General features: G+C 31.0%; 28 protein-coding genes. 11 read left to right on the forward strand and 17 right to left on the reverse strand.

The window, feature by feature from the left end; translation table 11 throughout:
- Positions 1-439: 439 nt before the first annotated feature.
- A complete protein-coding gene (locus tag DL91_RS04670) occupies positions 440-802 on the reverse strand; it encodes a hypothetical protein (protein WP_048190451.1) in 363 nt (120 codons plus the stop codon).
- Positions 799-4,179: a DUF11 domain-containing protein gene (locus tag DL91_RS04675; RefSeq protein WP_156095998.1), complete on the reverse strand. Its 3,381-nt coding sequence runs from the start codon at positions 4,177-4,179 to the stop codon at positions 799-801. Before DL91_RS04675 ends, DL91_RS04670 begins: the two co-directional genes overlap by 4 nt.
- A gap of 55 nt (positions 4,180-4,234) precedes the next feature.
- Between DL91_RS04675 and DL91_RS14360 the strand changes: the two genes are divergently transcribed.
- Positions 4,235-4,369 (forward strand): hypothetical protein, encoded by a 135-nt coding sequence (locus DL91_RS14360; RefSeq protein WP_255343923.1) that lies wholly within the window; start codon positions 4,235-4,237, stop codon positions 4,367-4,369.
- A gap of 52 nt (positions 4,370-4,421) precedes the next feature.
- Here DL91_RS14360 and DL91_RS04680 read toward each other — a convergent pair whose 3' ends face one another.
- Positions 4,422-5,654 (reverse strand): right-handed parallel beta-helix repeat-containing protein, encoded by a 1,233-nt coding sequence (locus DL91_RS04680; protein ID WP_048190453.1) that lies wholly within the window; start codon positions 5,652-5,654, stop codon positions 4,422-4,424.
- A gap of 188 nt (positions 5,655-5,842) precedes the next feature.
- Between DL91_RS04680 and DL91_RS04685 the strand changes: the two genes are divergently transcribed.
- Positions 5,843-6,106, forward strand: coding sequence for a class I SAM-dependent methyltransferase (locus DL91_RS04685; RefSeq protein WP_052374164.1), 264 nt, complete (start codon positions 5,843-5,845; stop codon positions 6,104-6,106).
- Here the strand turns inward: DL91_RS04685 and DL91_RS14515 are convergent.
- Positions 6,067-6,168, reverse strand: a complete 102-nt coding sequence (locus DL91_RS14515; RefSeq protein WP_081882681.1) for a TetR/AcrR family transcriptional regulator — start codon at positions 6,166-6,168, stop codon at positions 6,067-6,069. The two genes, DL91_RS04685 and DL91_RS14515, sit on opposite strands and share 40 nt — an antisense overlap.
- A 312-nt stretch (positions 6,169-6,480) precedes the next feature.
- Here DL91_RS14515 and DL91_RS04690 point away from each other — a divergent pair, with 312 nt between their 5' ends.
- Both DL91_RS04690 and DL91_RS04695 read left to right on the forward strand, forming a co-directional pair.
- The gene (locus DL91_RS04690) at positions 6,481-6,795 is read left to right on the forward strand and encodes a hypothetical protein (RefSeq protein WP_048190454.1); all 315 of its coding nucleotides are present in this window, start codon (positions 6,481-6,483) and stop codon (positions 6,793-6,795) included.
- Positions 6,796-7,127: 332 nt separating this feature from the next.
- The gene (locus DL91_RS04695) at positions 7,128-8,213 is read left to right on the forward strand and encodes a DUF362 domain-containing protein (RefSeq protein ID WP_048190455.1); all 1,086 of its coding nucleotides are present in this window, start codon (positions 7,128-7,130) and stop codon (positions 8,211-8,213) included.
- Between the two features lie 82 nt (positions 8,214-8,295).
- Here the strand turns inward: DL91_RS04695 and DL91_RS04700 are convergent, their stop codons facing one another.
- The gene (locus tag DL91_RS04700) at positions 8,296-8,661 is read right to left on the reverse strand and encodes a DUF5518 domain-containing protein (RefSeq protein ID WP_048190456.1); all 366 of its coding nucleotides are present in this window, start codon (positions 8,659-8,661) and stop codon (positions 8,296-8,298) included.
- A 280-nt stretch (positions 8,662-8,941) separates the two neighbouring features.
- Positions 8,942-10,066 carry a hypothetical protein gene (locus DL91_RS04705; RefSeq protein ID WP_048190457.1) on the reverse strand — a complete coding sequence of 375 codons (1,125 nt, stop codon included), beginning with the start codon at positions 10,064-10,066 and terminating at the stop codon, positions 8,942-8,944.
- 769 nt (positions 10,067-10,835) lie between these two features.
- Between DL91_RS04705 and DL91_RS04710 the strand changes: the two genes are divergently transcribed.
- Positions 10,836-11,078: a hypothetical protein gene (locus DL91_RS04710; RefSeq protein ID WP_048190458.1), complete on the forward strand. Its 243-nt coding sequence runs from the start codon at positions 10,836-10,838 to the stop codon at positions 11,076-11,078.
- A gap of 523 nt (positions 11,079-11,601) precedes the next feature.
- Positions 11,602-11,820, forward strand: a complete 219-nt coding sequence (locus tag DL91_RS04715; RefSeq protein WP_048190459.1) for a hypothetical protein — start codon at positions 11,602-11,604, stop codon at positions 11,818-11,820.
- Between the two features lie 248 nt (positions 11,821-12,068).
- Here the strand turns inward: DL91_RS04715 and DL91_RS04720 are convergent, their stop codons facing one another.
- On the reverse strand, positions 12,069-12,749 hold the full coding sequence (locus DL91_RS04720; protein WP_048190460.1) for an endonuclease/exonuclease/phosphatase family protein: 681 nt from the start codon (positions 12,747-12,749) through the stop codon (positions 12,069-12,071).
- A 266-nt stretch (positions 12,750-13,015) separates the two neighbouring features.
- On the opposite strand from DL91_RS04720, the gene DL91_RS04725 reads away from it, so the two are divergent.
- The 4 genes from DL91_RS04725 (at position 13,016) to DL91_RS04735 (ending at position 15,464) form a co-directional block, all read left to right on the forward strand.
- A complete protein-coding gene (locus DL91_RS04725) occupies positions 13,016-13,552 on the forward strand; it encodes a hypothetical protein (RefSeq protein ID WP_048190461.1) in 537 nt (178 codons plus the stop codon).
- Between the two features lie 208 nt (positions 13,553-13,760).
- The gene (locus DL91_RS04730) at positions 13,761-14,297 is read left to right on the forward strand and encodes a PepSY domain-containing protein (protein WP_048190462.1); all 537 of its coding nucleotides are present in this window, start codon (positions 13,761-13,763) and stop codon (positions 14,295-14,297) included.
- 366 nt (positions 14,298-14,663) lie between these two features.
- Positions 14,664-14,807, forward strand: coding sequence for a 30S ribosomal protein S14 (locus tag DL91_RS13115; protein ID WP_081882605.1), 144 nt, complete (start codon positions 14,664-14,666; stop codon positions 14,805-14,807).
- Between the two features lie 126 nt (positions 14,808-14,933).
- Positions 14,934-15,464, forward strand: coding sequence for a transcription factor (locus DL91_RS04735; RefSeq protein ID WP_048190463.1), 531 nt, complete (start codon positions 14,934-14,936; stop codon positions 15,462-15,464).
- A gap of 14 nt (positions 15,465-15,478) precedes the next feature.
- On the opposite strand, the gene DL91_RS04740 is transcribed toward DL91_RS04735, so the two are convergent.
- The 7 genes from DL91_RS04740 to DL91_RS04760 all read right to left on the reverse strand — a co-directional run bounded on the left by DL91_RS04740 (position 15,479) and on the right by DL91_RS04760 (position 21,148).
- Entirely contained in the window at positions 15,479-15,691 is a 213-nt protein-coding gene (locus tag DL91_RS04740; RefSeq protein ID WP_048190464.1) for a hypothetical protein, read from the reverse strand.
- Positions 15,692-16,258: 567 nt separating this feature from the next.
- Complete coding sequence (locus DL91_RS04745; RefSeq protein WP_052374170.1) at positions 16,259-16,537, reverse strand: antibiotic biosynthesis monooxygenase; 279 nt, start codon at positions 16,535-16,537, stop codon at positions 16,259-16,261.
- 23 nt (positions 16,538-16,560) lie between these two features.
- Positions 16,561-16,845 (reverse strand): hypothetical protein, encoded by a 285-nt coding sequence (locus tag DL91_RS04750; RefSeq protein WP_048190465.1) that lies wholly within the window; start codon positions 16,843-16,845, stop codon positions 16,561-16,563.
- A gap of 135 nt (positions 16,846-16,980) precedes the next feature.
- Positions 16,981-17,109, reverse strand: coding sequence for a hypothetical protein (locus DL91_RS14365; RefSeq protein ID WP_255343924.1), 129 nt, complete (start codon positions 17,107-17,109; stop codon positions 16,981-16,983).
- Between the two features lie 1,009 nt (positions 17,110-18,118).
- On the reverse strand, positions 18,119-18,271 hold the full coding sequence (locus DL91_RS13525) for a hypothetical protein (protein WP_156096005.1): 153 nt from the start codon (positions 18,269-18,271) through the stop codon (positions 18,119-18,121).
- Between the two features lie 212 nt (positions 18,272-18,483).
- The gene (locus DL91_RS04755) at positions 18,484-20,946 is read right to left on the reverse strand and encodes an AAA family ATPase (RefSeq protein WP_048190466.1); all 2,463 of its coding nucleotides are present in this window, start codon (positions 20,944-20,946) and stop codon (positions 18,484-18,486) included.
- Between the two features lie 13 nt (positions 20,947-20,959).
- The gene (locus DL91_RS04760; RefSeq protein WP_048190467.1) at positions 20,960-21,148 is read right to left on the reverse strand and encodes a hypothetical protein; all 189 of its coding nucleotides are present in this window, start codon (positions 21,146-21,148) and stop codon (positions 20,960-20,962) included.
- 625 nt (positions 21,149-21,773) lie between these two features.
- Here DL91_RS04760 and DL91_RS04765 point away from each other — a divergent pair.
- Positions 21,774-22,172, forward strand: a complete 399-nt coding sequence (locus DL91_RS04765; protein ID WP_231551390.1) for a CcdC protein domain-containing protein — start codon at positions 21,774-21,776, stop codon at positions 22,170-22,172.
- Positions 22,173-22,527: 355 nt separating this feature from the next.
- Here DL91_RS04765 and DL91_RS04770 read toward each other — a convergent pair whose 3' ends face one another.
- The 3 genes from DL91_RS04770 to DL91_RS04780 form a co-directional block, all read right to left on the reverse strand.
- Positions 22,528-22,779 carry a hypothetical protein gene (locus DL91_RS04770; protein WP_156096007.1) on the reverse strand — a complete coding sequence of 84 codons (252 nt, stop codon included), beginning with the start codon at positions 22,777-22,779 and terminating at the stop codon, positions 22,528-22,530.
- 20 nt (positions 22,780-22,799) lie between these two features.
- On the reverse strand, positions 22,800-24,023 hold the full coding sequence (locus tag DL91_RS04775) for an ATP-binding protein (RefSeq protein WP_048190470.1): 1,224 nt from the start codon (positions 24,021-24,023) through the stop codon (positions 22,800-22,802).
- Between the two features lie 460 nt (positions 24,024-24,483).
- Entirely contained in the window at positions 24,484-26,151 is a 1,668-nt protein-coding gene (locus DL91_RS04780; RefSeq protein WP_048190471.1) for a SulP family inorganic anion transporter, read from the reverse strand.
- Positions 26,152-26,234: the final 83 nt, after the last annotated feature.

A 26,234-nucleotide genomic window follows, 5' to 3' on the forward strand; every position in this document is an offset into this window, starting at 1 on the left:
ATATATAATATTGTGTGATATGGAGGTTAAATTGTAAAAACTGGAATGACTATTCCACTTTTATCATCTTGTCTCTAGATTACATGAAACTACCTAAAGGATCTTCAACTAGGAGGTTCATTTAATGGTTTCAAAATTAGATTTTTTAATATCTATGTTCATATAATTTATTAAAATAGTAATTTTCAATCAAAGATAACATAAATATTAAAACACATTTATGATTGGGTAAGTATCCAGATTCAGCAATTATTTTTTTAAGCATTGTTATTTTTTTAATCCTCAATTGAAAAAGGTTTAAGTTGTATAAATCATAGGGAGCGTATAATGTTTCTTTAAACATAGTATCATATCTGCGATCAATCTGTTTACCTTGAATCATGCTTAAATGTTCATTAAAAAAAAATGGGGAAAAAAGATTTTTAAAAATATTCTGATCTTAGTTTTTCTTTTTTGGTAGTAATATTCCTCCTAATATCATGAGTCCTGCCAGGATTAATGCACCAATTGGTACTCCAGTTTTTTGCATGGGTACTGTTTTTCCACTATGGAGTTTGACTTTGTTATGAGCCTTTTTATGAGCCTTCACAGTTACTGCAGATACAATTACCTGTTGCCTAGAAGTTGTACTGCTAACGAGTTTAGAAGATATTAAAAATGTTCCTGCTCTTAGAGCTTTCACATTTAATTTTAGTATAGGATCCCCTACCTTTACATCTCCCAAATTCCAAGTCAATTTTCTTGTAGCTGCGTTATAAGATGGTTTAGCACAATCCTTTGAGAATACACTTACAAACTTCAAACCTTAGGTATTACAAAGGTCATAACCACGTTATTTGCTTCATCAGGTCCTTTATTACCCACCTTGTAGGTAATGGTAAATGTTTTTCCCACTCGAGTGTTGATAAGGGTTGGACTGACTTTAACGTATAGGCTGCACTTTTTGACATGTACACTTGAAGTTGCTGAAACAGGATTTTCCATTTGTTTATCTATAGCCTGTATTCTGTTTTTCAGTGTTTTTCCACCCTGCGTTTTTATCTTTGCTGTTACCATTGCTGTGAAATGAGCACCTCTTGCAAGGTTATCTATGTTCCATGTAATTGTTCTCTTTGCAGAATCCCATACTCCACCTCTTGTAGAACTAACAAAGGTCATTCCAGTAGGTAAGGTATCGGTTACAATTATGTTTGTAGCTGTGTCTGGGCCGTTATTTTTCACATCAATATTATAGATAACAGAGTTTCCTGTATTGTATTTTGTTTTGTTTGATGTTTTTTTGATGGATAATACTGCCTTGTTCACCTTTATATTTGCAGGCGTAGATATTATCGGTGTTTTTATTTCATTGTTATATGCAGATACTGTGTTTGTAATGGTGTGTCCTTGTGTACCTTTATTCACAGTTGCTGTGAATGATGGAAGGAAATGAAGACCACTAGTTAAACTTGCTAAGTTCCAGGTTACAGTTCGAGTTAAAGCATTGTAATGTCCACCTAGTGTAGAACTCACATAAGTAAGTCCTGATTTTAAGGTATCGGTTACAATTAGATTTTTAGCTGTATCTGGGCCGTTGTTTTTCACATCAATATTGTAGACAACTGAGTCTCCTGCATTGTAGTTTGTTTTATTTGATGTTTTTTTGATGGATAATTTTACATTGTATATGTATAGTGTTGCGGTTTGTGGTGTTATTGGTGTTGGGTTGTAGGTTGCTTGTGTTTCAGATGCAGTATTGGTTTTTGTTGTTCCACCATCATCAGTTATCATAACTCTGTTAAATGTTAGAGTTGCAGATTCACCGTTAGCCAGTGATGGAATAGTCCATATGTTACCGTCATAGGTGCCCATTGATAAACTACCTAATTTGAAACCTGAAGGTATTGCATCGGTCACTTGCACATTTTGAGCAGAGTTGGGTCCATGGTTGGTTAATGTTATGGTGAATATTCCTGTTTGTCCAATATTTACTGGGCCGTTGCTTGTTTTTGTCATGATTACATGTGCTGTTGGGCTTATGGTTAGGTTTGCTGTTTGTGGTGTTATTGGTGTTGGGTTGTAGGTTGTTTGTGTTTCAGAGGCGGTGTTGTGTATTATTCCAACATCACTTCCTGCCATATGTTTGCTTATGGTTAATGTTGCTGTTGCTCCATTTGCCAGTCTAGAAATGGTCCATATTCCAGTTTCACGGTTGTATGTTCCAATTGACGGTGTATAAGTAAAGCCTGTTATGTATGGATCGCTTACTAAGACGTTTGTTGCTTCGTTGGGTCCATTGTTGGTTAGTGTTATGGTAAATGTACCTCTTTGACCAACATGTACTGGGCCGTTACTGGTTTTTGTCATGATTACATGTGCAACGGGGTTTACGACTAAATTTGCGGTCTGTGGTGTTATTGGAGTTGGGTTGAATGTTGTTTGTGTTTCAGATGCTGTGTTGTGTATTGTTCCTACATCAGTTGGAGACATTACCTTGGTTATGGTTAATGTTGCTGTTGCTCCATGTGCCAGTCTTGAAATGGTCCAGATTCCTGTTGCAAAGTTGTATGATCCAGTTGATGGTCTATAAGTAAAGCCTGCTATGTATGGATCGGTTATCAAGACGTTTAATGCTTCGTTGGGTCCATGGTTGGTTAGTGTTATGGTGAATGTACCTGTCTGTCCAACGTGTACTGGGCCGTTGTTTGTTTTTGTCATGATTACATTTGCTGATGGGTTTACGGTTAGGCTTGCGGTTTGTGGTGTTATTGGTGTTGGGTTGTATGTTGTTTGTGTTTCAGATGCTGTGTTGTGGATGATTCCAATGTCATTTGTAGACATTACTTTATTTATGGTTAATGTTGCAGTTGCCCCATTTAACAGTCTTGAAATGGTCCATATTCCTGTTCTAGGGTTGTATGATCCAATTGACGGTGTATAAGTAAAGCCTGCTCTGAATGGATCAGTAACTAAGACATGTGTTGCGTCATTTGGTCCGTTGTTGGTTAGTGTTATTGTAAATGTACCTGTCTGACCAACATGTACTGGGCCGTTACTGGTTTTAGTCATGATTACATGAGCAACCGGGTTTACAGTTAGGCTCGCTGTTTGTGGTGTTATTGGTGTTGGGTTGTATGTTGTTTGTGTTTCAGATGCTGTGTTGTGTATTATTCCTTCCTCGCTTGGTGCCATAGTATGTTTGGTTATGGTTAATGTTGCTGTTGCTCCATTTGCCAGTCTAGAAATGGTCCAGATTCCTGTTGCAAAGTTGTACGATCCAGTTGATGGCAGATAAATAAAGCCTGTTATATATGGATCTCTTACTAAGACGTTTGTTGCATCGTTGGGTCCGTTGTTGGTTAGTGTTATGGTAAATGTACCTGTCTCTCCTACATGTACTGGGCCGTTGCTTGTTTTTGTCATGACTACATGTGCAACTGGGTTTACGGTTAAACTTGCGGTCTGTGGTGTTATTGGTGATGGGTTGTAGGTATCTTGTGTTTCATATGCTATGTTGTGTATTGTTCCTACATCAGTTGGAGACATTACCTTGCTTATGGTTAATGTTGCTGTTGCTCTATTTGCCAGTTTGTCTATGCACCATATTCCTGTAGCACGGTCGTATGATCCAATTGACGGTGTATAAGTAAAGCCTGCTCGGAACGGATCTCTTACCAAGACAAATGTTGCATCATTGGGTCCATTGTTTTTTAATGTTATGGTAAATGTACCTGTCTGTCCAACATGTACTGAGCCATTACTAGTTTTGGTCATGCTTATTTCTGCAGCAGTTCTGGTTTTTATAAGTGAAGTTTGTCTTGTTATTGGTTTTGGATTGTGCGTAAATTGTGATTCAGTTACATTGTCGTACCAATTGAATTTTAAATCTTCTTTGTTCATAATTCTGTATGCGGTTAATGTAACTGTTTCTCCATTTTTCAGTTGAAATACGGTCCATCTATGATGGAAAATATCGTAACATCCCTCTGATAGTTCATGTATAAAGTCTGGTAAAAGATTGTGTTCTTGAACTATTATTCTATATGCAATGTCAGGTCCGTAGTTGGTTAGTGTTACGATGAATTGTCCTATTCCGCCAACATGTGCGGGGGAGTTACTCTTAATGGACATTACAACTCTTGCTTGTGGTTTAATGTAAATTTCTGTAGTTACTTGTTGATGATCTACTGTTGCACTCACATTTTGTGCATTAGGGTCGTTTGCTGTAAAGACTATAGTTGAAACACCACCAACAGTGGTTCGTGTAAATGGTTCTGTAAGACGTCCATATGTACCATTGATCAGACTGAAAGTTACTGTAGTTCCATTTGGAACAGTTCCAGGTGCTAAGTTGATCTTGTTATCTTTTCGATTGTCTCTTGTGAAGTAAGCTGTTACAGTTGAATTATTTCCATTGTATATGGGACTATTACATTTTATCCTTAGATACAGGTAAGGATTCCATGAAACATGTTGTTTACCAGAACTCTCATATTGTTCAAATATATCCTTAGGATAATTGGATCAAGAATTTGGCGTACATAGTTTGGACTATTGGTTCCCCACCAGTTGTGAATAGCATTAACATAGACATGATTTACTACGTGTAATCCCCATTTTCCATTGTCCACTATACTGTTGTAATGGATATTGAGTTTATTACTGTTTGAGTTGTCTTTTGAAGATCTATCTATATGTATTCCATCCTCAGAATTGTTTCTAATGTTATTACTGGTAATTACCGGATTACCACCATTTATCCAAATACCATCACCATTACGAGTACCATGGCCGTTGTTGTGTATGTTGTTGTTTGATATAACAGCATTTCCACCCTTAATGTAGATGCCTCTCCAAAAATTACCATATATGTTGTTACCTGTGATGGTTGGGTTTCCGCTTTCAACAGTTATTCCTATACCGTCTTCATTAACATTATTGAAGATGCTACTGTTTCTAATGTTAACTATGCCTGAACCAGCAGTATATAAACCTGATCCTCCGAGGTTGTTATTTACAAGGCATCGATTCATGTAAAGGCTACCATTGTTGTAAATAACTCCACCATACTTTGCGGCTTGACTATTTACAAAGACACAATGGTTTAGAGTAAGAGTACCTCTATTATTTTCTAAAGCTGCACCATTGATAGGTTTAAACATGTTTTGGAATATTATGTTGTTAAAAGTTGCTTTAAATCCGGGATTTACTACAAATCCCCATCTAATTCCATGACCGTCAGTGATGGCCCTTCCTCCATAGAAAACGTCAAAATTCAAGTTTTTACTTAGAGTAATTTGAGTGTTACCATCCCCAGAGAATGTACATCCATTTTCCAGCATTATGGTATCACCAGATAATGCATTGTTTACTGCGTTTTGTATTGTTCCCCAATTATATCCTGCAGAATGTCCTCCCCTAGATACAGGAACTCCATTATTCCATATTTGAGGATCTTTTGAAGTATTTGATGATTTTGTTTTGTTAATTGATTGATTTTTGCTTTTTTTCGCCACATTTGTTATGTTCTGAGTATTCTGTGTAAATGTTGTATGATTTATACATGTTACAGAGTTATCTGATAAGTTATCAGCTGCAGAAACCGTTCCCATAGCAATCAGTGTAAATATGAGCATAAATACAATCAATTGAGCTTTTTTAATATGTTTTTGCAATTTTTCACCTCCTTTTATATGAATACAAAATTTAAAAAAACCATGGAAATTGGCAAAATAAAAATTTACCAACCACTAGGTTCTTTTATAATACTAATAGAAAGCTTTATATATATAAAATTTTACTTTATAAAGTAAAAATGAAATAATATAAGTTGATTTAGATATTCATAAAGGAGATATCATAGGTGATATTGGAACAGGAGGAGGATATTTTTACCTTTGAATTTTCAAAAGTAGTTGGAAAAAATGGTAAAGTTTATGCTGTTGATACCAATCAAAAATCACTGGATTTTATAAATCATAAATCTAAAAAAGAGGGAATAAATAACATAAAAACTGTGTTAGCAAAGGATAATGGTTTAATTTTACCAGAAAAGGTTGATTTATTCTTTTTGAGGAACGTATTTCATCATTTTCCAGAACCTGTCTTTTTATCTTCAAAGTGGTAATAAAATTTGCCTTTGCTAATACTTGCATTTTTGATGATTTTATTTAAAGAAGCATTTTGAATCTATATCTGATATCTGGCTGAAATTGAGCTAAATCTCGAATTTTGAATCGTAACTATAGTTGGGCCTGAAATATACGGGCAAATTATTTTTTATAAAATATATTTCGAGTGCTATAATAACAAAAAACCAAATTATTTTTATGAATTTCAGATAGACTTAAATATTTAAACTTTTAAATTATAAATGAGAGGTGAAAACAATGAATAAAATAATGAAATTCACACTTATATTATTGTTTTTAGTTTCGTTTGTATCAATTCCGCCAGCTTCAGCAACTAGTCATATAACCACACACATAGATGGATTCAATAGTGCATCAAGGAGATAGTTTTAATGAAATCCTACAAGTTTCTTATTATTGTTATCTAGGTAAGTGTTTTCTAGGTGAATTTGGTATATGTGGTCTTGATGATAATTCTGTTTATTTGAATATTTATGATGCAAATAAATTAGAAGTAGCCCATTATATTATAAAACATCCCCATGGTTATGGTGATTGTTTAACAATTAATACTTCCAACCTAAAACCAGGAAACTATCTAATGACTGTATATTTTACTGGAGAACATAAAAAATACAGAACATTTGAACCAAGCAAACAGACACTTGAATTAAATGTTTACTAGAACAAATTAGCGTAGTTAATGGCTTAGAAAACACTAAAAAAGCAGAAATTGTTTTAGTTTGTGTTGGTTGATTATAACACCATTTGACATAGGTATACTCTTCAGTCATTTCTATATATGCCTCCACTAATGACTTAGAAAGTAATTAAGTCACAACACAACTATGAAATAAAATTACTTATTAAATAGTTCGTTTTAAATCACAAAATCTAATATTAAAATTAATGACTTATTTCTAAGAGATTTAATGTAAGTTAAAAAAATAAGTATTAAGTTCAATAGATTAACATCTAATCATTTTCTGTATAGAGGATGGGGAGAGTTGTTTTATAATGGATGAAAGAACAGTTTTTGTAGAGGGTGTATTACCAAATTTTGAATCATTAGGTGCTTCAATTAAGAAAGTGTTATTAAAATCTACAAATAATTTGGAATGGCTCTCTAAGGGTGATCTTGTTCTTTTAAAACCTGCCCTGAATTCACCTAACCCTTACCCATCCACAACACATCCACTATCAGTAAAGGTTGTCAAGGAACTTCTAACAGAAAGGGGTGCAGAGGTAGTTGTTGGAGATCAATCAGGATTAAAGGATGTTCTCCACGATTCATCTGGTGTTATACATGGAAAAACTCAGGACAATTATATCAAATCAGGCATGGGTACAATAGAGGACAGATTCATAAGTTTTGAATCTGAAGGTTGGGAAGAAGGATTTATCCACCACCAATCAGAACATACCACATCATGGCCAAAGGGTTTTTATGTAACCAGATGGATTAAAGAAGCTGATCATATTATAAATTTGCCAAGATTAAGTACACACAGTCAGGCAGGTGTTACCCTGGGTTTTAAGAATATGGTAGGTATATTAAGGGATGATAGCAGGATGGATTTCCATGCAAACGGTCCATTTAATAATTTCATAAAAAATGAAACCCACGGAAGCAATCTTAAATCCATGGATGATGGATCTGATACTTTTATTGAAAAGATAGTGGAAATAAATGATGCCATAAAAGAAAAACTTCGTACAACACTTTTTGTTGCAACAAAGGCACAGACAACATTCGGACCAAACACCAATTCCCTTAAAATTGGAAAATTAGAAATAGGTAAGGCACATGTTGTTGAACTCAAACCAGGACTAGTATTTGCAAGTAACGATCCAGTTTCAACAGAATCATTCGCAATAGCAATATTAAAAGAATTAAGAAAGAACTTACCTTCTTTACTCCGACTTTCTTCCGGATTACTATTATTTTCCAACAGTAACGTTACTAAACTTAACGAGACACCCATCAAGGATATGATATTTATTCGCCATGCAATAGATATAGGACTAGGAGAAATGCCCACCCAACTACTTTATAACAATGTTCCAGAAAGTTTAAAGGAATGCTTGAAAAAATACATTTAAAAAAAAACACTAAATTTATGGTAGTATTATATAAATTAATAAAATTAGAATAAATCTTAAATCATGAATATTTTTTGTATTATTAACTTTTACTTTTTATTAAACCCCCTATTATTCCACCTATAACACCAATGATTCCTCCAATAATTATAGCTATGATTAGTACTGTAACTATTGCTACTAATCCTGATACAACTGCAACGTCAGCAAACAGGGTACTTAATCCAATTAAACTAAGTATAAGCACAATTACAGCTGCAACAGCACCAACTGCCGCTCCGTGGATAGCTCCATTCATGTAGTCTCCATTTACTGAGTAACCAACATATATTGTTGCAATTAAGTATCCTAATATGTCTCCCCATGATGTTAGAATTCCAAGGATTAAACCAAGTATTATTGCTATCACTAAACCATTTATTATATGCGTCCATTTTACTTCTACCATTATTTTCAACTCCTTAATATTTATTTCATTTAAATATTCTTTTTCTTTGGATTATATAGAATAATTAGTATAATGAGTATTTTTGTTTATCGAAGACTTAAAAAGATTCAAAATCGTAATTTAGTTGAACAGTGGGTTAAGAAATTTCTCTTTATAACGAAGTAAATCTACTTTGCCATAGTTCCCTTAACTAAAAAAATCAGCATAACACATAAAAAAATTTCTTTGAAATAATAAAGATTCAATTATTTGATGAATTAAGGGTTTTAATATGATATTTTTACCATGCGGAAGTTATTATTATGGCATTTATGATTATATAGATTGTAAATAGTGTGATAAATGAAATTATGTCTAGTTTTCTTGATAATTTTTTTTCACCTTTGACATCATAGATATATAGTGAAATAGTAGATTCAATAATTGTTATAAGAATCAGAAGCAGTCCTATGTCATTTACCATGTCTGCCAAGGTTAGGGTACCGGTTTTTGGTATTAAACCGGATGTTATGATGTTGTTTGCTATTGCTACAAATAAAGCACCTGCTCCAAGTCCAAAACGTGGCTCAGCTTGGGTTGGTTTGATAAATAATGCTACTAAAGCCGCTGCAACTGCTATGAACAATCCTATGAATATTCTGAAGTAAAATCCCAGATCTGGCCGGAATATATCTATACCAGCTCTTAGTTGTGAATATGATGTTCGTCCCTGTTCTAGGCGTGGGTCTCCGAAATTTGAATTGTATATGTGTGGTTTTTCTATAACTAAAATGTTACCAGTACTATATCCATGAACCTGTACTTTAGGGTTTATATCAGAAGTTCCATTTTCTTGGACATAGATTAGGTTTTGTCTTTCAGTTTTTTTATCCTCAATTTCTATGTTGAGAATGTGATTATCGACAGGAAACCTTGTGATGTCAAAAAATTTGGTAATTTTTGATGTGACATAGTAAATTTCGTAATGTATAGTTCCATTGGTATAATTATCTACCAATTCTTTGTTTTGTATGTCGCCATCGATAACCTGGAAGTTTTCACCAGGATTTACATCACTACCATTCCATTTGAACCATAAATAAAAATCAACATCCCATGTACTGTCTGATAAAGAGACGTCTTTGATACGATCCACATAAATTCCTGATAGAACTTTAGTAGGTGTACTATTTGAGGGGAGATTAAAGTCTTCTGCAATAAGCCCGGATTCTGTAAGATTAGGACTCATCCGCTCCATATGTTTTATTATGGATGATTGTTTATTTTCATATAGAGTTCCTGCTGTATAACTACCTACTAATAAGAAAATAAGTATAATCCCTATTATCCACCATTTAAGAAATCTATTTCCTTTAGACTTAATTTCATCATCCTTTGATCCTTCCTCATTATTTTTATCAGACAAAAATTACCACCATTTATTAAATGACCCAAAATACTTAAAAGGACAATATTTAATTATCTAATATAAATGTATATTACCATTTATTACTATATTTTTCTATTTGTTTATATAAATTAATAGAAGATCTAAATATTTCATATATTTTAATAAATATAGATTATTTAAATGATCTCAATACTGAGATATTTTATTATTGGTTTAGTTTGAAAAATGAAAGTGTATTTTATTAATTTTAGGAGTTATTATAATGGTTGCTATAAACTAAACCTACAACAAATGACTTTACTTATAAATAAAATATGTTTACCTATAGATACATGCATTTATTCATATAGTTAAATATTGAATGTGACACTTACACGTATGTGCTGATAATTTAAGCTTGTGTTGATAGGTAATTCTATTATAATCTTTTTTTATACTTTAATTCTTTGAATGTGATTCTGAATTCTGTCCCATTATCCACATTAAGTTTTAATTCACCGTCTAACTGTTTCAATGAAAATGTAATACTAGTTCACATTTTTATACTTCAATTTCATAATATAACCATGGTTTTTGAGTATGAGTATAATCATTTTCAATGTTACAATTTAAATAAAAAAAATAGGAAAAAATAGGAATTCTGATCTATATCCTAATCTAAATTAGGATTTGGTTGCCATATTTAACTCCTGATTTTTTATGGGGCTCTCAAATGTTAGAATAATATATTTCAGATTCAAGTATTATATTAAGTGTTGACTAAATTTTTAAGAGGAGTATTAATATGGATGATATCGAAGAATTGAAACTATTAGAAAAAATATTGTTGCTTATTAAGGATTATAATGAAACGTATAAACCTGAAATATATGATTCTAAAGTAGATTTAAAAGCTGTAAAACGAAGTTGGATTAAAAATGAAGATTATGGAACAATGGAACTAAGACATTGGGAGATAAGTTTAGAAGAAGTTCAAAATCAAATAAAAGAAATAGAAGGTCTCATCAACAGAAAATCTGTTGTTTAGAGATTTTTGTAACTTTTTGACAAAATTTAAGGTTATATGGACTTTAGAATTAATAAGGGAGCGGGGCGATCCCACTCCCAAGTGTTTGACTAGAACACAATCATAAACTTTGTTTTGATTGTATTTAACTCTTAGTGATACTAAATATTTATTTCGTGATACTTCTCTATTGTTAACCCAATGGTCGAAATATTTCAAATTTTAATTTCATGAGAATATTAGAGTATAGAAGATAACAACCTTGTACAAATAAATATAAGCTGTTATTTTTTTTGTTCTGCTTTAATTGATAGAACTTTGAGAATTAATTAGAATATATTAATAATAATCAAAGATTATATTATTTTAATCTTAATAATTGCTTTAGTGGGGGTAATATCGTTTTCTTCAGCATATATGTTGGCATCTCAACCTAAGAGTATTGTTTCTAATAATTCAAGTGTTAATTTAACTTCAAATAATACACAGATAAATAAAACAGTACAAAGCACAAAGGCTCCTGGAATTACACCGACACAAAGCTATGTCAATAGCAAAGAAATATGAAAAATCATATAGGGCAGAACCTACAGGTGTTGTAGATTATGTAAATGGTAAAGGGGATTATAAGGGTGCTGATGGAGATCCTTTCTATCATGTAGATTTAAAATGGATAGACCCAAAAAGAAGTGTAGCAGAATATGGTGAAGCAGGATATATTGAGATAGATGCCATTACTGGGCAAATATCTCCCAGAAATTAAAGAACAAATGAAATGAGTTTAATTTCTAATTATTTTTATTAGTATTCATGAAAGCAATATATGGTGAATGTTACCTAGGATTCTTAAGATAATGTGAATTAATTCATTCATGTATAAATGATATTTATTCTAAAATGTAAAAAAAAGAAAAAAAATGAATTTATTATTTTACAATTTTTTCTCCCGTATTTTTATTGTAAGGTAAATTTGAAAATATTTAAAAAAAAATTATATAGATTTCATTTTATTCAGATAACTACTAATGGTGAATGGTCTGATATTTTAGATTCCCTGATTTGAGAATCTGAATAAACCGATACATCTTCTAATGTTTCAGCAAGCTTTGATGAAACGAAAGCATAGTCCAATCTGAACCCAGTTCCAGAGTAGTGAAACCAAGTATATCCTTCACCATCTCCTCTTGCATTGTACTTCCACAAGTCAATGTATCCTAATTCTTCTAGTTTCATTAAATCCTTGGCATTGTATTCTGTTTTATTTGAAGAATCTGCTTTGGTGCAACTGTTGAAGTCGCCTGTTATCAACACTTTATTATCAACATGCTTTTCTGCATAATCTAATATTTTCTTCCAAAATAAATTCTTTTGAGATCCTGACTTGTCTGGTACATACACTCCAAGCACATAGAGATCCATCATAGGGATATATACTTCAACCCATCTATCCTCAACATTTTTAGTTATAAATTCCTCTTTACTCGCAATAAATGAACCTAACTCACCATTTTCATTGGATGGTTGAGTTTTATACCCTTTCTCAACTAATTTAGCTATAATTTCCTTGCCGTTATCATTTTTAATAAATTCTGTAAGTACAATCATATCAAAATCATTGTTCAACAAGTAATCCACTATTTTGTAGGTTCGTTTCTCCCCACCGAATCGAATATTGAAATTTAAAATTCTCATTCATCTCTCCCCTAATCCTGAAAACAAAGTTAAAAACAATTATTTAAGCATATAATTCGATTATTATTTAGTAGCAAATAATATTGATATGTTTCACATAAGTTAAAAGGGAGACCATTTATTTACAAGGAACTTTTCTATAAAATATTATTAAATAACATCTTGATATAGATCAAATAAGTAGAATTTTCGTATTTTGGGTGATTTAAATTTTTGTTACCAGAAATTTTGATAATTTAATTAAGTTTGTGCTGGACGAGTATGAGGTGAATGCTAGTTGGAGGGTTATTGTTTTTGATGATGAAGAATGGATGTTATTTCTTGATGGAAGAAACCATTTAAATTGTTATAAAAATGAATTTTTTGAATTTGCTGATGTAATAGAGGAGTATGATGAAGAAATAGATACTCATAATGCATATGCCCATGTTTGTTCGTGCCCTGTAAATAAAGAGTATATTAAATTGGTTACTGAAGCATTAGATCAAAAACGTTTGGAAACTTTTAATTCTGAAATTAAATTTATTCAAAGGCTTTACACATCTTATGATGTAGATCATCTAATCCTAATTAATGATGAAAGTTTTTCTATGCTTCTAAATGTGAAAAGACCCGAAATTTTAACTCATGAAACTTTTCATATAGTCGAAGACGAATTATTTGAACAATATCATAAATTTGAAGAAGTCCATGAAAATGCCATAAAACTTGCTGAACAATACATTACATCTTTACAGAAGAACAGAGAAAAAGAGAATTTAAAAAAATCTGCTCACATAGAAAAGGAAGAGGAAAATATGTAGATTAAGAATCATTACCAAATTCAGATAAAAATTAGGATGTTGTTATTATATTATGGTCATAGATGCAGTTTTTTTGTATATAATTAATATAATGTTATAGAAGTGTTAATCTTCTTGGAAATAAGAATAGTATATACTAATTTTATCTTTTATGATATAATTAAACGATAATTTTACCAATATAAACGGAAATCCGGATGGTGATAAAGTGGAAAAATTGAATGTAGTCCTAATTATTGTTGTAATAATTTTAGTAGGCATGTTAGGTACTGCATTTGGATATATGTTCTTAACAAATAATAAGAATGGGAATAATACTACATCAAACCTAACACTCGGAAATGAAACCAATATCACAAATCAAACAGGTAGTAAAATCCCTTATAGTCCAGACTACATAACATTCAGTAAGGCAAAATCAATAGCTAAAAGTCACGCTGATAAAGGAGTAGTAACAAGCGATCCGATATTAATAAAGGCTAAAAACGGAGATGCAATTTATTATAGTGACTATTCTTATAATGGGGTTATTATTGGAGGCATAATACTAAATGCTAAAACTGGTGCAATTCTAGGTATACAACAAAATATTCCAACTACAACAACAACTAATGACAATACAAACTACGATAACAATTATGACAATAGTAACTCAGGTTATTATGACAATAACTATGATAACAGCTATGATAACAGTAATGACTACCAGGAACCTAGTCAAGATAATTATAGTTCAAGCGGATAAAAAACCTTTTTTTCTCTTTTTATTCACAATAGTTCATATCAAAACACAGAATAACGATTTCTAAAATTTTCAATACAAATATTATCATGAAATTAAATACATTGGTATAATTTAATCAATATTAACCTGTACTGTTATATAGTTAATCTTTAGTTTCATTTATTATAAGGATTATTAGGTGAATTTATAGGAATGTTGGAGTAAACGAAGATTTTACTGGATGTATTGTTAAAAGCAGGTATTTATGCATGGAATATAGTATTCTGATACGTAGCTCTATATAATGATACCAAAAGTATCGGTGCATTATTTTTTATTTTAGTATTTATTTTAATTATTCGCTGTTTTAAAAAAATAGGTGACAAATTGCCAAGAAAATACGGAAAGGGTTCAAGAAAATGCAGCAGATGTAGTGATCATTCATCTTTAGTTCGAAGATACAATCTTATGTTATGCAGACAATGCTTCAGAGAAATTGCAGCTAGAATTGGATTTAAGAAATATAACTAGAAATTCATTTTATGAGCTTTCAAAAATGGAAAAAATTGATTTTAATATATTTTTTTAGTTGTAATTGATTTTTCAATTCTATTTAATTTATTATTTTAGATATTTAATTTTTATAAGGAGGTTTATATGTTAAAAGATTCACAAGTTCAAGAATTATTAATGGACATCACAGATGATGAAAAAAATTGTGTTACGATTATTAAATGTTTATTAAATGGTAAAACATCGGATGCAGCTATTGCTGAAGAAACTGAAATAAAGTTAAATACAATAAGAAAGATCCTTAATAAATTATACGACGCAGGTTTAACTTCATATAAAAGATCCAAGGATCTTGAAACCAACTTTGAAATTTATAATTGGAAATTTAACCAGAAAAAAGTAAATGATATAATTAGCGATAAACACGAAGATTTATTGAAAGAAATTGAAAGATCACTGAAATACGAAAAAGATAATATGTTCTTTGGATGCAAGCCCAATGGTCACAGATACATTTATGAAAATGCTTCAAAATGCAACTTCGTATGTCCACAATGTGGTAAATCACTTGAATATCAAGACAATACTTTAATAATAGGGGATTTATTAAATAAAAAGGCCAAATATGAATCTATGAGTAAATCAAAAATAGAAAACTTACCTTACATACATTAAATTAATTTCTAAAACTATATATTTTTGCTACGCATTGAAGCTAGTCTTGACGTTATAATGGTTTTTGCCATTAAAAGATCCCCATCCCCATCTTTATCTGTAGATTTTTCTAATTTAGCTTGAATCTGGTTGAGTAAAGATTCTAATTCATCAGGTTTACAGTTATTCACTTGCTTTAATATTTCTTCTGAAGTTTTTTCTTTTCCTTTAGATTTTCTGAAATTCATTAAGCGACGTCCTTAAGTTTGAATAGGAGGTGGTCGAAGCCCATTTTAAATTTTTTTTGGAACTTCGACAATTCATTTGATATTAATAAAAGTTTTAGAACAGATTTCGAAGTCCAATAAAACCTATTCCATATTATATATCTTGATATAACAAACATATAAATTTAATCATTTTAGAATAGAATTAAAGGACCATAACAAATCTATGATTTTTTTTAGCCCATATTTAACTAATAAGTTAAAATTAGAATAAAATATAATCAATTGGACTATCCTAAATTAAACAGCAGTCCTATTAAATAACGCTACATTGAGTAAAGCCATGTCTTTATAGAAAAGCATGTTGTGGGTCATGATCAGTAATTGATACAAAGCATTAAAAAAGTAAGTATAGATATCAAACATCATTATCGTAAATAATTTAAAAGAAGAGAACATAAAAATTAAAAAAAAAAGTTAATTTGTTTTTATTTTCTTTGTCAGAAATGTTATTTCTCATATGGAATTTATTAGGATATTTGATATTTAAAATTCACCTCTTTTTATTTTAATAACAACTATTAAGGTTTAAAATACCTTTTTTTCCTCTACGAAATAGATTTCAGGCTTACCAATAACTCCACCTGCTTGCATTCGGTCATGTAACTCGTCAGATTCCGCGAATTTTTTAGCATGTTCAAGATTTTCAAATTCAGTAGTAACAATGATCCTATTAGGATCATCAATATCTCTAAGAATACTAGCAGATATTGCCCCATTGGCCTTAAGTAGAGGTATATCTTCCATAATTGTAGGTTCCCATTTATCATAATCTTTGACTTTAGCAATTAAAACTGCAAGACCCATTGTAATCACCTCAAAATTTTTCTTCAGAACGGTGTTCTTTCAATCTCATCCAAGTAATAGACTGCTGGTTGACCAATCACGCCTGCTTTTTGCATTGCAAGTTTCAATTCTTCAGATTCAGCAAAACCTTTAGCCTTTTCCATATTTTCCCACATAGTTATTACAACCATATGTTTAGGATCATTAGAATTATTAAAGACAAATGCGCCCTTAGAACCGTATGCTTTTCGCATAGCACCAAACTCGTCATATAAAGACTTCCATTTATCATAATCCTCTACTTTATGCATAACCAAAACATAAGTCATTTCTAACACCCCTAGTTCCATTTTATTTTTTTTAAATTTATTTATATAAATTACTCAATCTGATTTAATAACAAATACTAAAAAATTTATATTATTGGTAAATAATGAGTTATAATCTAATGTTACGTCTCTAAATTATCCTCCTGTCATTAAGCTAACAAGACCACCTATTATAAGTAATATTGCTGCTATCCATGCGTATATATAGATAAACGCTGGAATTAATACTATGACGATTGCAATAACTATACCAAGCACCAACATCGCTCCACCACTCAATTGCACATTTTCCATTTCACATCATCTTCATAATTTTTTATTCTATTACACCTAATTTCACTAAAAGAAAAAAAATCAATATATTTTTTAGTATAAAAGATAATGATATGGAAAGTCCCCTGAACACTTAGAACGAATATTTACAATACTTAACTAAGTGAAGAGTATGAAGGAAGTGAAATAAGACTTGCAATTGCCCCTAAAATTTGTTCATAAATAAAAGAAACCCAATATTTGCTCATAAATTTAAAAAAAAATAAAAACCAAATTGGCATATAGTTTGTCATTTTTACTTGAAGAAAGGTATAAAAATTATTCCTCTTCATTTAGGCGAGAATAAGTATAACTAATCATATTTGCCATGGGATAACTTATAATATTTTCATTATCTACTGCAACTTTGATAAGATTATTTTTTCGTTTATTTCAATACCAATAACAATGTTATCATTAAATTTCCCACTTCTTTTCAATAATAATTCAGACTGATCCATATATGAAATTAAAACCCAATCTACAAACATTTCTTAACATACCCTGATACTTTTATGTAACTATCTTCTTAATTTATTTTTACACGTATCGGAATTCATCATTTACTAGGGATGTTCTTGGGATTATATTTTTTTATAACATTATTAATTTCATTCGATCCTATTTAAAAAAAATAATTCAATATATAATCTATAATTTAATTTTGTTTTATCATTCAACTTCCCAAATAAATATGTTTTCCTGCTGTTTTGCCCTTTTTAGCTAATTGTTGTTTTTCAAGTAGTCTTTTTTGTTTTTTCCTGTGATTATATACTTTGTTATGGATTAACATTTTTTTTCTCCCTTAATTTTTTTTATGTAACTACTAGAATAAATTTTTGACTCCTATTCCTATAAAAAATAAGCCTGAGTAAGGATTGTTGTTATTTAATTGTTCAAATTTATCATACTTTCCAACTATTTTTTTATCACATTTATTAATATGTTCTATATAATCACATTATATATCAAAACACTTGGATAAGATGATATAACAACGATCTCCATCCATTCCAAAGGTTTCAAGGTGGATATACCATCCATTGATCTTGTATTTATCCAGTTCATCATAAAATTTTTCTTTGTCTGTTGTTTCTAATATTTTCCATTGCATAAATTTTCCTCAATTTAATTTTTTATAGGATTTATTAATTTTTAATTGAAATCAACTTCAACAAAATTATTATTCGTTCATTAAATAAATTTCACTCTTCCATTCAAGGAGATTGGAATATATGTATTGAGCGCTGTCTGCTGGACCCTAATTAACTTTTTACATCATCATGAGGTCACTAGTTATTTTTTTAGTTTGACTTGACCAATTCTTCATATATTTTTATTATTTTTATCCATTAAATTCCATGTAATGTTTCCACAATTGCATTTAACTGCTTCTGCACGGGGGCCGTTGATAACCAAGTGTATAAAAGTACCGCATTTATCACATTGGAAAATTGAAAAAAGGTCTTGGAATGTTTCAACAACTGGTTTGAAGTCTTCGAGCGTGAAATCAGCCCCTTCATTAAAATGTACTGCAGGATTTACAACCCATCTTTCTGAATTTATTTTTTCGAATACTATCTTTGAAAACTCATCAATCTCTGTTAATCTATAAACTTCCTCACTATTTCCCCAAGAATTGGCGGCGGTTTTAGCATGTTTAAGTTGGCTTTTATATTCAGACATTGCTCCACTTAACAAATCACCCAACTCATACTGGCCATTAAATTTGAACCTCACAGGGGCTTGTAATGATGCGCAAACTTGGCTGAAATATTCTTCTGAACCTCTTCTGAGTTTGGCAGCAGCTGAAGGTATGTCATTTCTATCAAGATCATCTTCTATTACTTCCCATATATCTCCTAATATATTCATTGAGGGACCGTTTTCAATAGTCCAGTTGGAGAATTCAATCCTATTTTTGGATGTGATAACACCTTCTGATTGCAGTTGCCTGGCCCATGTCTGGTCATGGGTGGTAATAAAGAATTGTCTTCCCTTGAAGAAATTAGCTAGAAGATTGCAGATTTCTCGTCTGTGTGGTGCATCAACACTCATCATCACATCATCTAAGATTATGAGATCAATAAATCCTTGTGTGAGTCTTTCTGCAAGTGCAAGATACAAGCAGATACCCATACTATCCTGATGTCCTTCACTGTGAAGTGCATGTGGAGGATTTACTCCTCTACCATGAAAATCAACCTTAAAATCAACTCCTGCACCTTCTGAAACTAAAAGTGCATTAAACTCCATTTCATCAAATCCATGAAGTTGCCTGTAAAGTTCAACAAAACGATCTTTAATCTCAGCGAATAAATTATTTAAAATGGAATTTCTAGATTCTAAAAAAGTGTTTAAAAGAATTTCCCCTTTTTTATATGATTCAAATGATTTTAAACAATCATTTGTTGACTTTTCATAATTTTTGAGGTTCTCCTCGAGCTTAGTTAAATTATCCCAAGCAGTTTGTTCATCAGATGGCTCTGGAGAAATTTCAACAGTAGCAGAATAAATATTATCTAAAATAACCTCTATATTTACTGGTGCTAGAATAACCTCTATTAAATGACTATTAAATTGGGGATCAGGATAGTTATCATCCTCAAGAACTGATAAAAGTATTTCTAAATCATTAATCCAATTCTTCAATATGTTTATTTCTTCCTTTAATTCTAATATTTCAGCTGATTTTATTATTTCATTCAAACTTGCAAGTACATTATTAACTTCTAGGATTAAATCATTTGATAATTTAATCATTCTATCCAAATTTTCTGCTGCATATGTTAGAACTTCTATCTTATTTTTTAAATGATCTTTAAGATTATCGGTTTCCCATGGAGTATCACAAAGTGGACAGCTACCTTCAGGACCTAATAAATCCAATCCTAATCTTGTGAGTCTAAGATGATCTAATGCATCGCCCATATTTAGGTCAGAAGATATTTCAGCCTTTAAGTCACGCAATTCAAGGTCAATATTACGTATATTCTCTTTATTTTTAGTGGATTTTATGTTCTGAAATTTATCAATATCATTTTTTAATAAGCGAGTGTTTATTCCCATATCTGAGGGTAAACTTTGAGGTTCTAGATTTTCTTTTAATTTATCTGATTTAAGTTCTTCTATGGGTGTTCCGCCTAAAATTTTCCTTTTTAGATTTACAAAATCAAGTATTTTATCCTCATCAAAGTTGATTATTCCAACATTAGAATTAATAGCTGCAGATATGGTATTCTGGGAACTTTTAGATGCCTGATAATTACTTTTTAGAGTATTTTTGACTTTTAATAGTTTCGTACGTGTTTCTTCAACATCTGTAATCTTAAGAAGAGATTGTATCTGCTTACCACGTGTACCAGAGTCGGCATTGACGTAGTTAAGTATTTCGCGCCGGGTTAAAACATGCTGACCTCTACTAGCCAATTCTAAAACAGGGTTTATCACCTCTTTGACAGAATCATCACATATCAATTCATTAGGTCTATCAAGGTTTCGTTTAATTTCAATCGGTTCTTCAACACCATGAATCTTAACCAATGCTTTAACATCCGTATCTTGGGCAGAATAATCTATATGGTGGCCATGTTTTTTTAATGTAATACCCTTGGTTCCCTTACCGGTCATACGGGATATCTGTCCGGTTAGTAGAAAATCAAGTGCATCCACTACAGCACTTTTGCCGGATCCATTAGGACCGTAGATCAAGAAATTTTTACCTTCTGGCTTAATTGAAAGGTTTCTAATCCCTCTGAAATTATGAATCTCAAGCTCTAAAAGTTTCATAAAAAAACAACACCTAACCCGTTAAAAGTTCAATAATGTCGTTAGGATTTATTATCTCTTCTTTAACCATGGATTCTATCTTTTCAACCGTTTCCAAGTTAAAATCTGGATTATCCTTAAGTTTCTTTAAGGTTTCTGCCCAAATATCCTCTAAAACAGTTTTTGGAACCTTTAAACTTTCTTCTATAATATAAACCCCCATTATATTTAGAAATAAATAAAAAATAAATCCCAATTATACAAATTGTTATGATGCAACTTTCTAATAAATTTTATTATATTTTAAATATTCTAAAAATGCTATTTATTAACTTCACTTTTTGTTAGGGGGATGTGGAAATATTAAATCATTCAAATTTATTTTTTTTACATAATTTAATTAACTAGATTACCTCAAAGATGAATTGGTGTTGTTATAATCCTAAGAAAGCGACTAAAAAGAATCCTATGTATATTTTGTCTTTAAACTAATAAAAAAAAGGCATTTTTATGATATGTAAAAGTTTAGTAGATATCAGTAGGTTATTCTTTATAATCTTCTATTATTTAGATACTATAATTTTTCTACCAATTCTTTATTTTTTGCGCATTATTACTTTAAGCCAACATGGGGGTGCATGATCTATATAGATAAGCTCGATTTGAAATTTTATATAGTAATGAATTTTTAATAAATTTTTAACAAGGTATAAATACGATTATTTCAAATTAAATTCGAGTTGATAAGAATGGTAGTGGTTAGTCCCGATGTATTTTTAAATAGTGATGCTTTTCTATTTTTGATCCTTATTATCCTGTTGCTTCAATTGAGGGAGAGAAAAGTTTCTATGGCGCGGCTTTTGATAATGCCGATTATTATGACTATATTATCAATACCCTTCTTTAGTGTTACAGCAAGTTCGGGCTGGTTTGGATTTTCTCTTGTAATTCTTGGTCTTTTGGTTGGCTTGATATTGGGAGTGTTTTTGGGTTCATTGATGGAAGTAAAACTCCGGGAGGAAGATGGGAAAATTGTTATGAAAGGTTCGATTCTGGTTGTTTTATTATGGGGTATCATAATCCTCATCAAGATTCTGAGCAAGAATTACCTCAGTGAAAACCATATCTTAGGTCTGGACATTCTAACCTCGATTTTCCTTGCAATAACTCTTGGAACCATGATCAGCCGTCGTTTAATCATATATCAGAGATACCTTAAAAAGAATAAATTCAACTCCCAAACATAAATTCTAATGAAATGATTACCACTTTAAGTCCATTTCAGATATATTAATCATGAAAATATTTTATTACATTTTTTTTTATAATTCTTTATAATTTGAGAATTATGCAGGGCAACACATCTGCATGATTTGGTTAGTATCCCATTATATGATCATAATTTTAGATAATAAATTAATATAATTAGTACAATTTAAAAATAAAAGAAGGAAATAGAATTATTTAGAAATTCAGATGAGATTCAAAGATGTTAAAATGGTATTGTACGCAGTTTGAGTCGATTTACACCTGCTTCACTTACTAATCCTCTGTAATGTAAAAATAGGATTCCTCTAATAAATGACATTCTTTCTCATTCTCTTAAATCATGGTTATTATTTTTTCTATTCCTTTAAGTGTAATATTGGCTTCAAAGTCGGCACCGAAAAATTCTTTAAATTCTACATATCCTTCTCTTTTTAAATATTTAATATCCATCAATAATTCATTATATTCAATATCTACTAATAATTTTAAGTCATCGCTACTTATTGGATTTTCGGGTTCTTGTTTCTCAATTTCGTATAGAATTTTACATATACAATAATTGAAGTTTGATAGTTCCATAGACATCTGAAAATATCTTAATAGTTTCAATTAGGTATAGTGAAGGAGAATGTTGTTCCTTTCCCCAGTTCTGATTCAGCCCATATTTTTCCGTGGTGTTTTTGTAATATTCTTTGTGAAATTGCTAAACCTATGCCTGTTCCATCATATTCTTCCCTTGAATGTAAGCGTTGAAATATTGTGAATATCTTTTCTAAGTGTTTTTTGTCTATCCCAATTCCATTATCTTTTATTGCAAAAATATAGTCATCATCTACATTTTCTGCTGATATGTGTATCTTTGGGGTTTCTTTACTATGGTATTTGATAGCATTACCTATGATATTCTGGAATAATTGGATCATCATTTGTTCATTAGCATAGATTATAGGTAATGGATCGTGGTTTATGAGGGCATTATTTTCATCAATTAAGGGTTTTAAGTTTTGTTGGACTGTTTCTAATATTTTATCGCTCTGTAAATATTCAAATTTTCTTTCAGTGCTTCCGATACGTGAATATTCTAAAAGGTCATTGATCATGATGTTCATACGTTTTGCTCCTTCAACAGCAAAATCTATGAAATCATTAGCATCTTCGTCTAGATCAGCTGCATATCTCTTTTGTAGAAGCTGAAGAAAACTTGTGATCATACGTAGAGGTTCTTTCAAGTCGTGGGAGGATACATAAGCGAATTGTTCAAGTTCTCTGTTAGAATTTTTTAAATTCTCAACTAGTTTTTCTAATTTGATTTCACCCTTTTCATAATCATCAATTTCAACATTTAATATTTTATTAATTTTTTCATTACGAATACGTAAGGTAGTTTCAGCCTTTTTTTGTTTAGTTATGTCTGTAAGTCCTATTCTAAATTCTTTGAAATTTCCATTTTCATCTAAGACTTTTATTGTTTCTAGATGTGCGTAAAATGAGTTGCCATCATTTGTTAAGAGTTTAAGTTCGGCGGTTTCTTTATTTCCGGTTTCCTGAGCTTTATTAATATGATGATGGAATTTGTTTCGATTATCAGGATCAATAAATTGAATAAACGCTCTATTGAAAAGGTTGAGCCTTCCAACTTTTAAAAGTGATGCACCTGCAAGATTAACATCGGATATAATACTTCTTTTATCGAGAGTAAAATATCCCATAGGTGCATAATTGTAGAGATCAAAATATTTGTGTCGTGAATTTTCTAACTTTAACTGAGCTTCTCTGAGTTCTTCATTCTGGAGCTCTAATTCAATCTGATGAACATTTAACTCATAGATAAGTTCATCAAGATCCCATACTTATCATTTGGATTATTTTCCCTATTTTTAAATAATTCCTCAGCTTTTTCACAAAATTTACTATATTTTACTTTCTCAGAATCCATCAGCCAAACCTCAACTGAAATAAATAATATCCGAACTCGTTAATTACCATATACTAATAACTACTTAAAAATATATGTAAAAAAAGAAAAGCAATATTACATGATTAATCGCTTGCTCGTTAGTTTGTTGGATGTTGTTTGTTATCCTAACTAAATTTTTAGTTACAACAATCTCAGAACAAAAAAAATCGATTCATTCTTTATCCAGAATCTGAAGATTCAGATAAATAATTTATTAATCTATTTCTAGAGAGCTACTCTTCCTTTAAAAATTCTATTGAACAAATTATATTTTCCCTGTATAATGAATAATTGTGTACTTTGTCCCAATTAAATAGGCCCTAAATCACTTATTATTCAGTTTGCCAATTTTTTATACAATCTCCAACGTTTATGCAAACGTTAATTTCACCGATTTCTAGTTCTGTTTTCATGAAAGCATCCCTTGCGGGATTTGAGATGTTGGCTGCTTTGATGATGATTCCTCTACTTTTCAATTCTTTGATGAGTTCATCTAACATTTCAATACCAGATATATCAATAAATGATGTGGACTCCAAATCTAATACAAGGAGTTTAGTATCCCTATATTCATGATCTAATAGATTAACTATTTTGTTTTTAATATTATCTGCATGTAAGAATATTTGAGACCCATCTAACTTAATAATGAGCACTTCTGGAATTTGGATGCTTTTAGGGTGGCTTTTTATGTCTTTATAGTTATCTGTACATGGAACTTGGCCTAATATAGATATATGTGGTTTTTTTATATTGTTAATGAGCACCAAAATGGATAATATAATGCCGATTATTAATCCTTGTATAGTTCCAAAAATAAGAACGGATAATAAAGTTAAAATGGCAATGGCAAACTCTACGTGACTAAAATTATATATAAATCGGAAATGGGGAATATCAAAGAGTCCTCTTATTGCAAAAATTACTATGGCTGCCAGTATGGTCTCTGGTAGATTGAAAAATAAACTTGTAAAGAAAACTAAAACTACCAAAATGAATAATCCGGATATTCCTCCCGCAAGCGGAGTTTTAGCTCCGCTCTCATTGTTTACTGCGGTTCTAGAGACGCTCCCTCCAACGGGAAATCCATGGAACAGACCTACAGCAACATTAGATGCTCCTAAAGCTAACAATTCTCTATTGGCATCAATTTTGTACCGATTTTTTATAGCGTAGTTAGTAGCTACACCATAACCCTCACTGTAACTTAAAATAAAAACTGCCACTGCTAAAATTATAAGTGTATTGAAATCAATTAAACTTGTTTCTGGAAAAACAAGTGTAGGTAATCCTTGAGGTATTGTTCCCACCACCTTAATCCCTAAATTAGTCAGATTGGGGACTGTTAGGAGTATTATTGATCCTAATACTAATATTAGGGTGTTGGGTAGTTTTGGAAACATTTTCGTTGCAATAATTAAAAATAAGAGCCCTCCCACTCCAACGACCAATGTGGCAAGGTTGGTTTGATCAATATGCAATATCAAATATGAGATACGCTGGAAAAAATTACCAGAAGCTCCACTTATCCCAAATAGTATAGGTAACTGCCCTGATGCGATAAATAAAGCTAAACCTGCTACAAAACCAATCAAAACAGTTTTTGATATATATCTAATAATAAATCCCAAATGTAACATCCAGGAGATGATGGCAAAAACACCAACCATAACTGCTAATAAAGATGTAATAAGAGCATATTGTCCAGCATTTACTATCAAAAGTGACCCTAATGTGGAGCCGATCAATATGGAAAGAGCGGAGGTAGGTCCCATTGATAATTGACGCGAAGTTCCAAAAATAACATAAACTAATAAACCAATCATTGCTGAATACAAACCTGCTTCAGGAGGTAAACCAGCTAAAGATGCATATGCAATGGCTTCAGGAATGGTGAAAGCAACTACTGTAATACCAGCTAAAATATCAGGACGAAGCCAATTCTTATTATAAGATCTTGCCCATTCTACTACTGGAAAGATAGATAAAATATTAAACATGCGGTTTCTTATTTGTAATTAGAAACAATAAAATATTGGGTATAATGGTGGATACTTTAAAATTAAAAAAGATGAATCTAACT

Origin of the sequence: Methanobacterium sp. SMA-27, assembly GCF_000744455.1 — an archaeon.
Classification (GTDB): Archaea; Methanobacteriota; Methanobacteria; order Methanobacteriales; family Methanobacteriaceae; genus Methanobacterium_B.

Bases quoted from the DNA above. Each gene is read 5' to 3' on its own strand.
- DL91_RS04695 (WP_048190455.1), top strand. From the start codon at position 7,128: ATGGATGAAAGAACAGTTTTTGTAGAGGGTGTATTACCAAATTTTGAA.
- DL91_RS04700 (WP_048190456.1), bottom strand. From the start codon at position 8,661: ATGGTAGAAGTAAAATGGACGCATATAATAAATGGTTTAGTGATAGCA.
- DL91_RS04710 (WP_048190458.1), top strand. From the start codon at position 10,836: ATGGATGATATCGAAGAATTGAAACTATTAGAAAAAATATTGTTGCTT.
- DL91_RS04715 (WP_048190459.1), top strand. From the start codon at position 11,602: ATGTCAATAGCAAAGAAATATGAAAAATCATATAGGGCAGAACCTACA.
- DL91_RS04720 (WP_048190460.1), bottom strand. From the start codon at position 12,749: ATGAGAATTTTAAATTTCAATATTCGATTCGGTGGGGAGAAACGAACC.
- DL91_RS04735 (WP_048190463.1), top strand. From the start codon at position 14,934: ATGTTAAAAGATTCACAAGTTCAAGAATTATTAATGGACATCACAGAT.
- DL91_RS04740 (WP_048190464.1), bottom strand. From the start codon at position 15,691: ATGAATTTCAGAAAATCTAAAGGAAAAGAAAAAACTTCAGAAGAAATA.
- DL91_RS04745 (WP_052374170.1), bottom strand. From the start codon at position 16,537: ATGGGTCTTGCAGTTTTAATTGCTAAAGTCAAAGATTATGATAAATGG.
- DL91_RS04750 (WP_048190465.1), bottom strand. From the start codon at position 16,845: ATGACTTATGTTTTGGTTATGCATAAAGTAGAGGATTATGATAAATGG.
- DL91_RS14365 (WP_255343924.1), bottom strand. From the start codon at position 17,109: ATGTTGGTGCTTGGTATAGTTATTGCAATCGTCATAGTATTAATTCCA.
- DL91_RS13525 (WP_156096005.1), bottom strand. From the start codon at position 18,271: ATGCAATGGAAAATATTAGAAACAACAGACAAAGAAAAATTTTATGAT.
- DL91_RS04755 (WP_048190466.1), bottom strand. From the start codon at position 20,946: ATGAAACTTTTAGAGCTTGAGATTCATAATTTCAGAGGGATTAGAAAC.
- DL91_RS04760 (WP_048190467.1), bottom strand. From the start codon at position 21,148: ATGGGGGTTTATATTATAGAAGAAAGTTTAAAGGTTCCAAAAACTGTT.
- DL91_RS04765 (WP_231551390.1), top strand. From the start codon at position 21,774: ATGGCGCGGCTTTTGATAATGCCGATTATTATGACTATATTATCAATA.
- DL91_RS04770 (WP_156096007.1), bottom strand. From the start codon at position 22,779: ATGTCTATGGAACTATCAAACTTCAATTATTGTATATGTAAAATTCTA.
- DL91_RS04780 (WP_048190471.1), bottom strand. From the start codon at position 26,151: ATGTTTAATATTTTATCTATCTTTCCAGTAGTAGAATGGGCAAGATCT.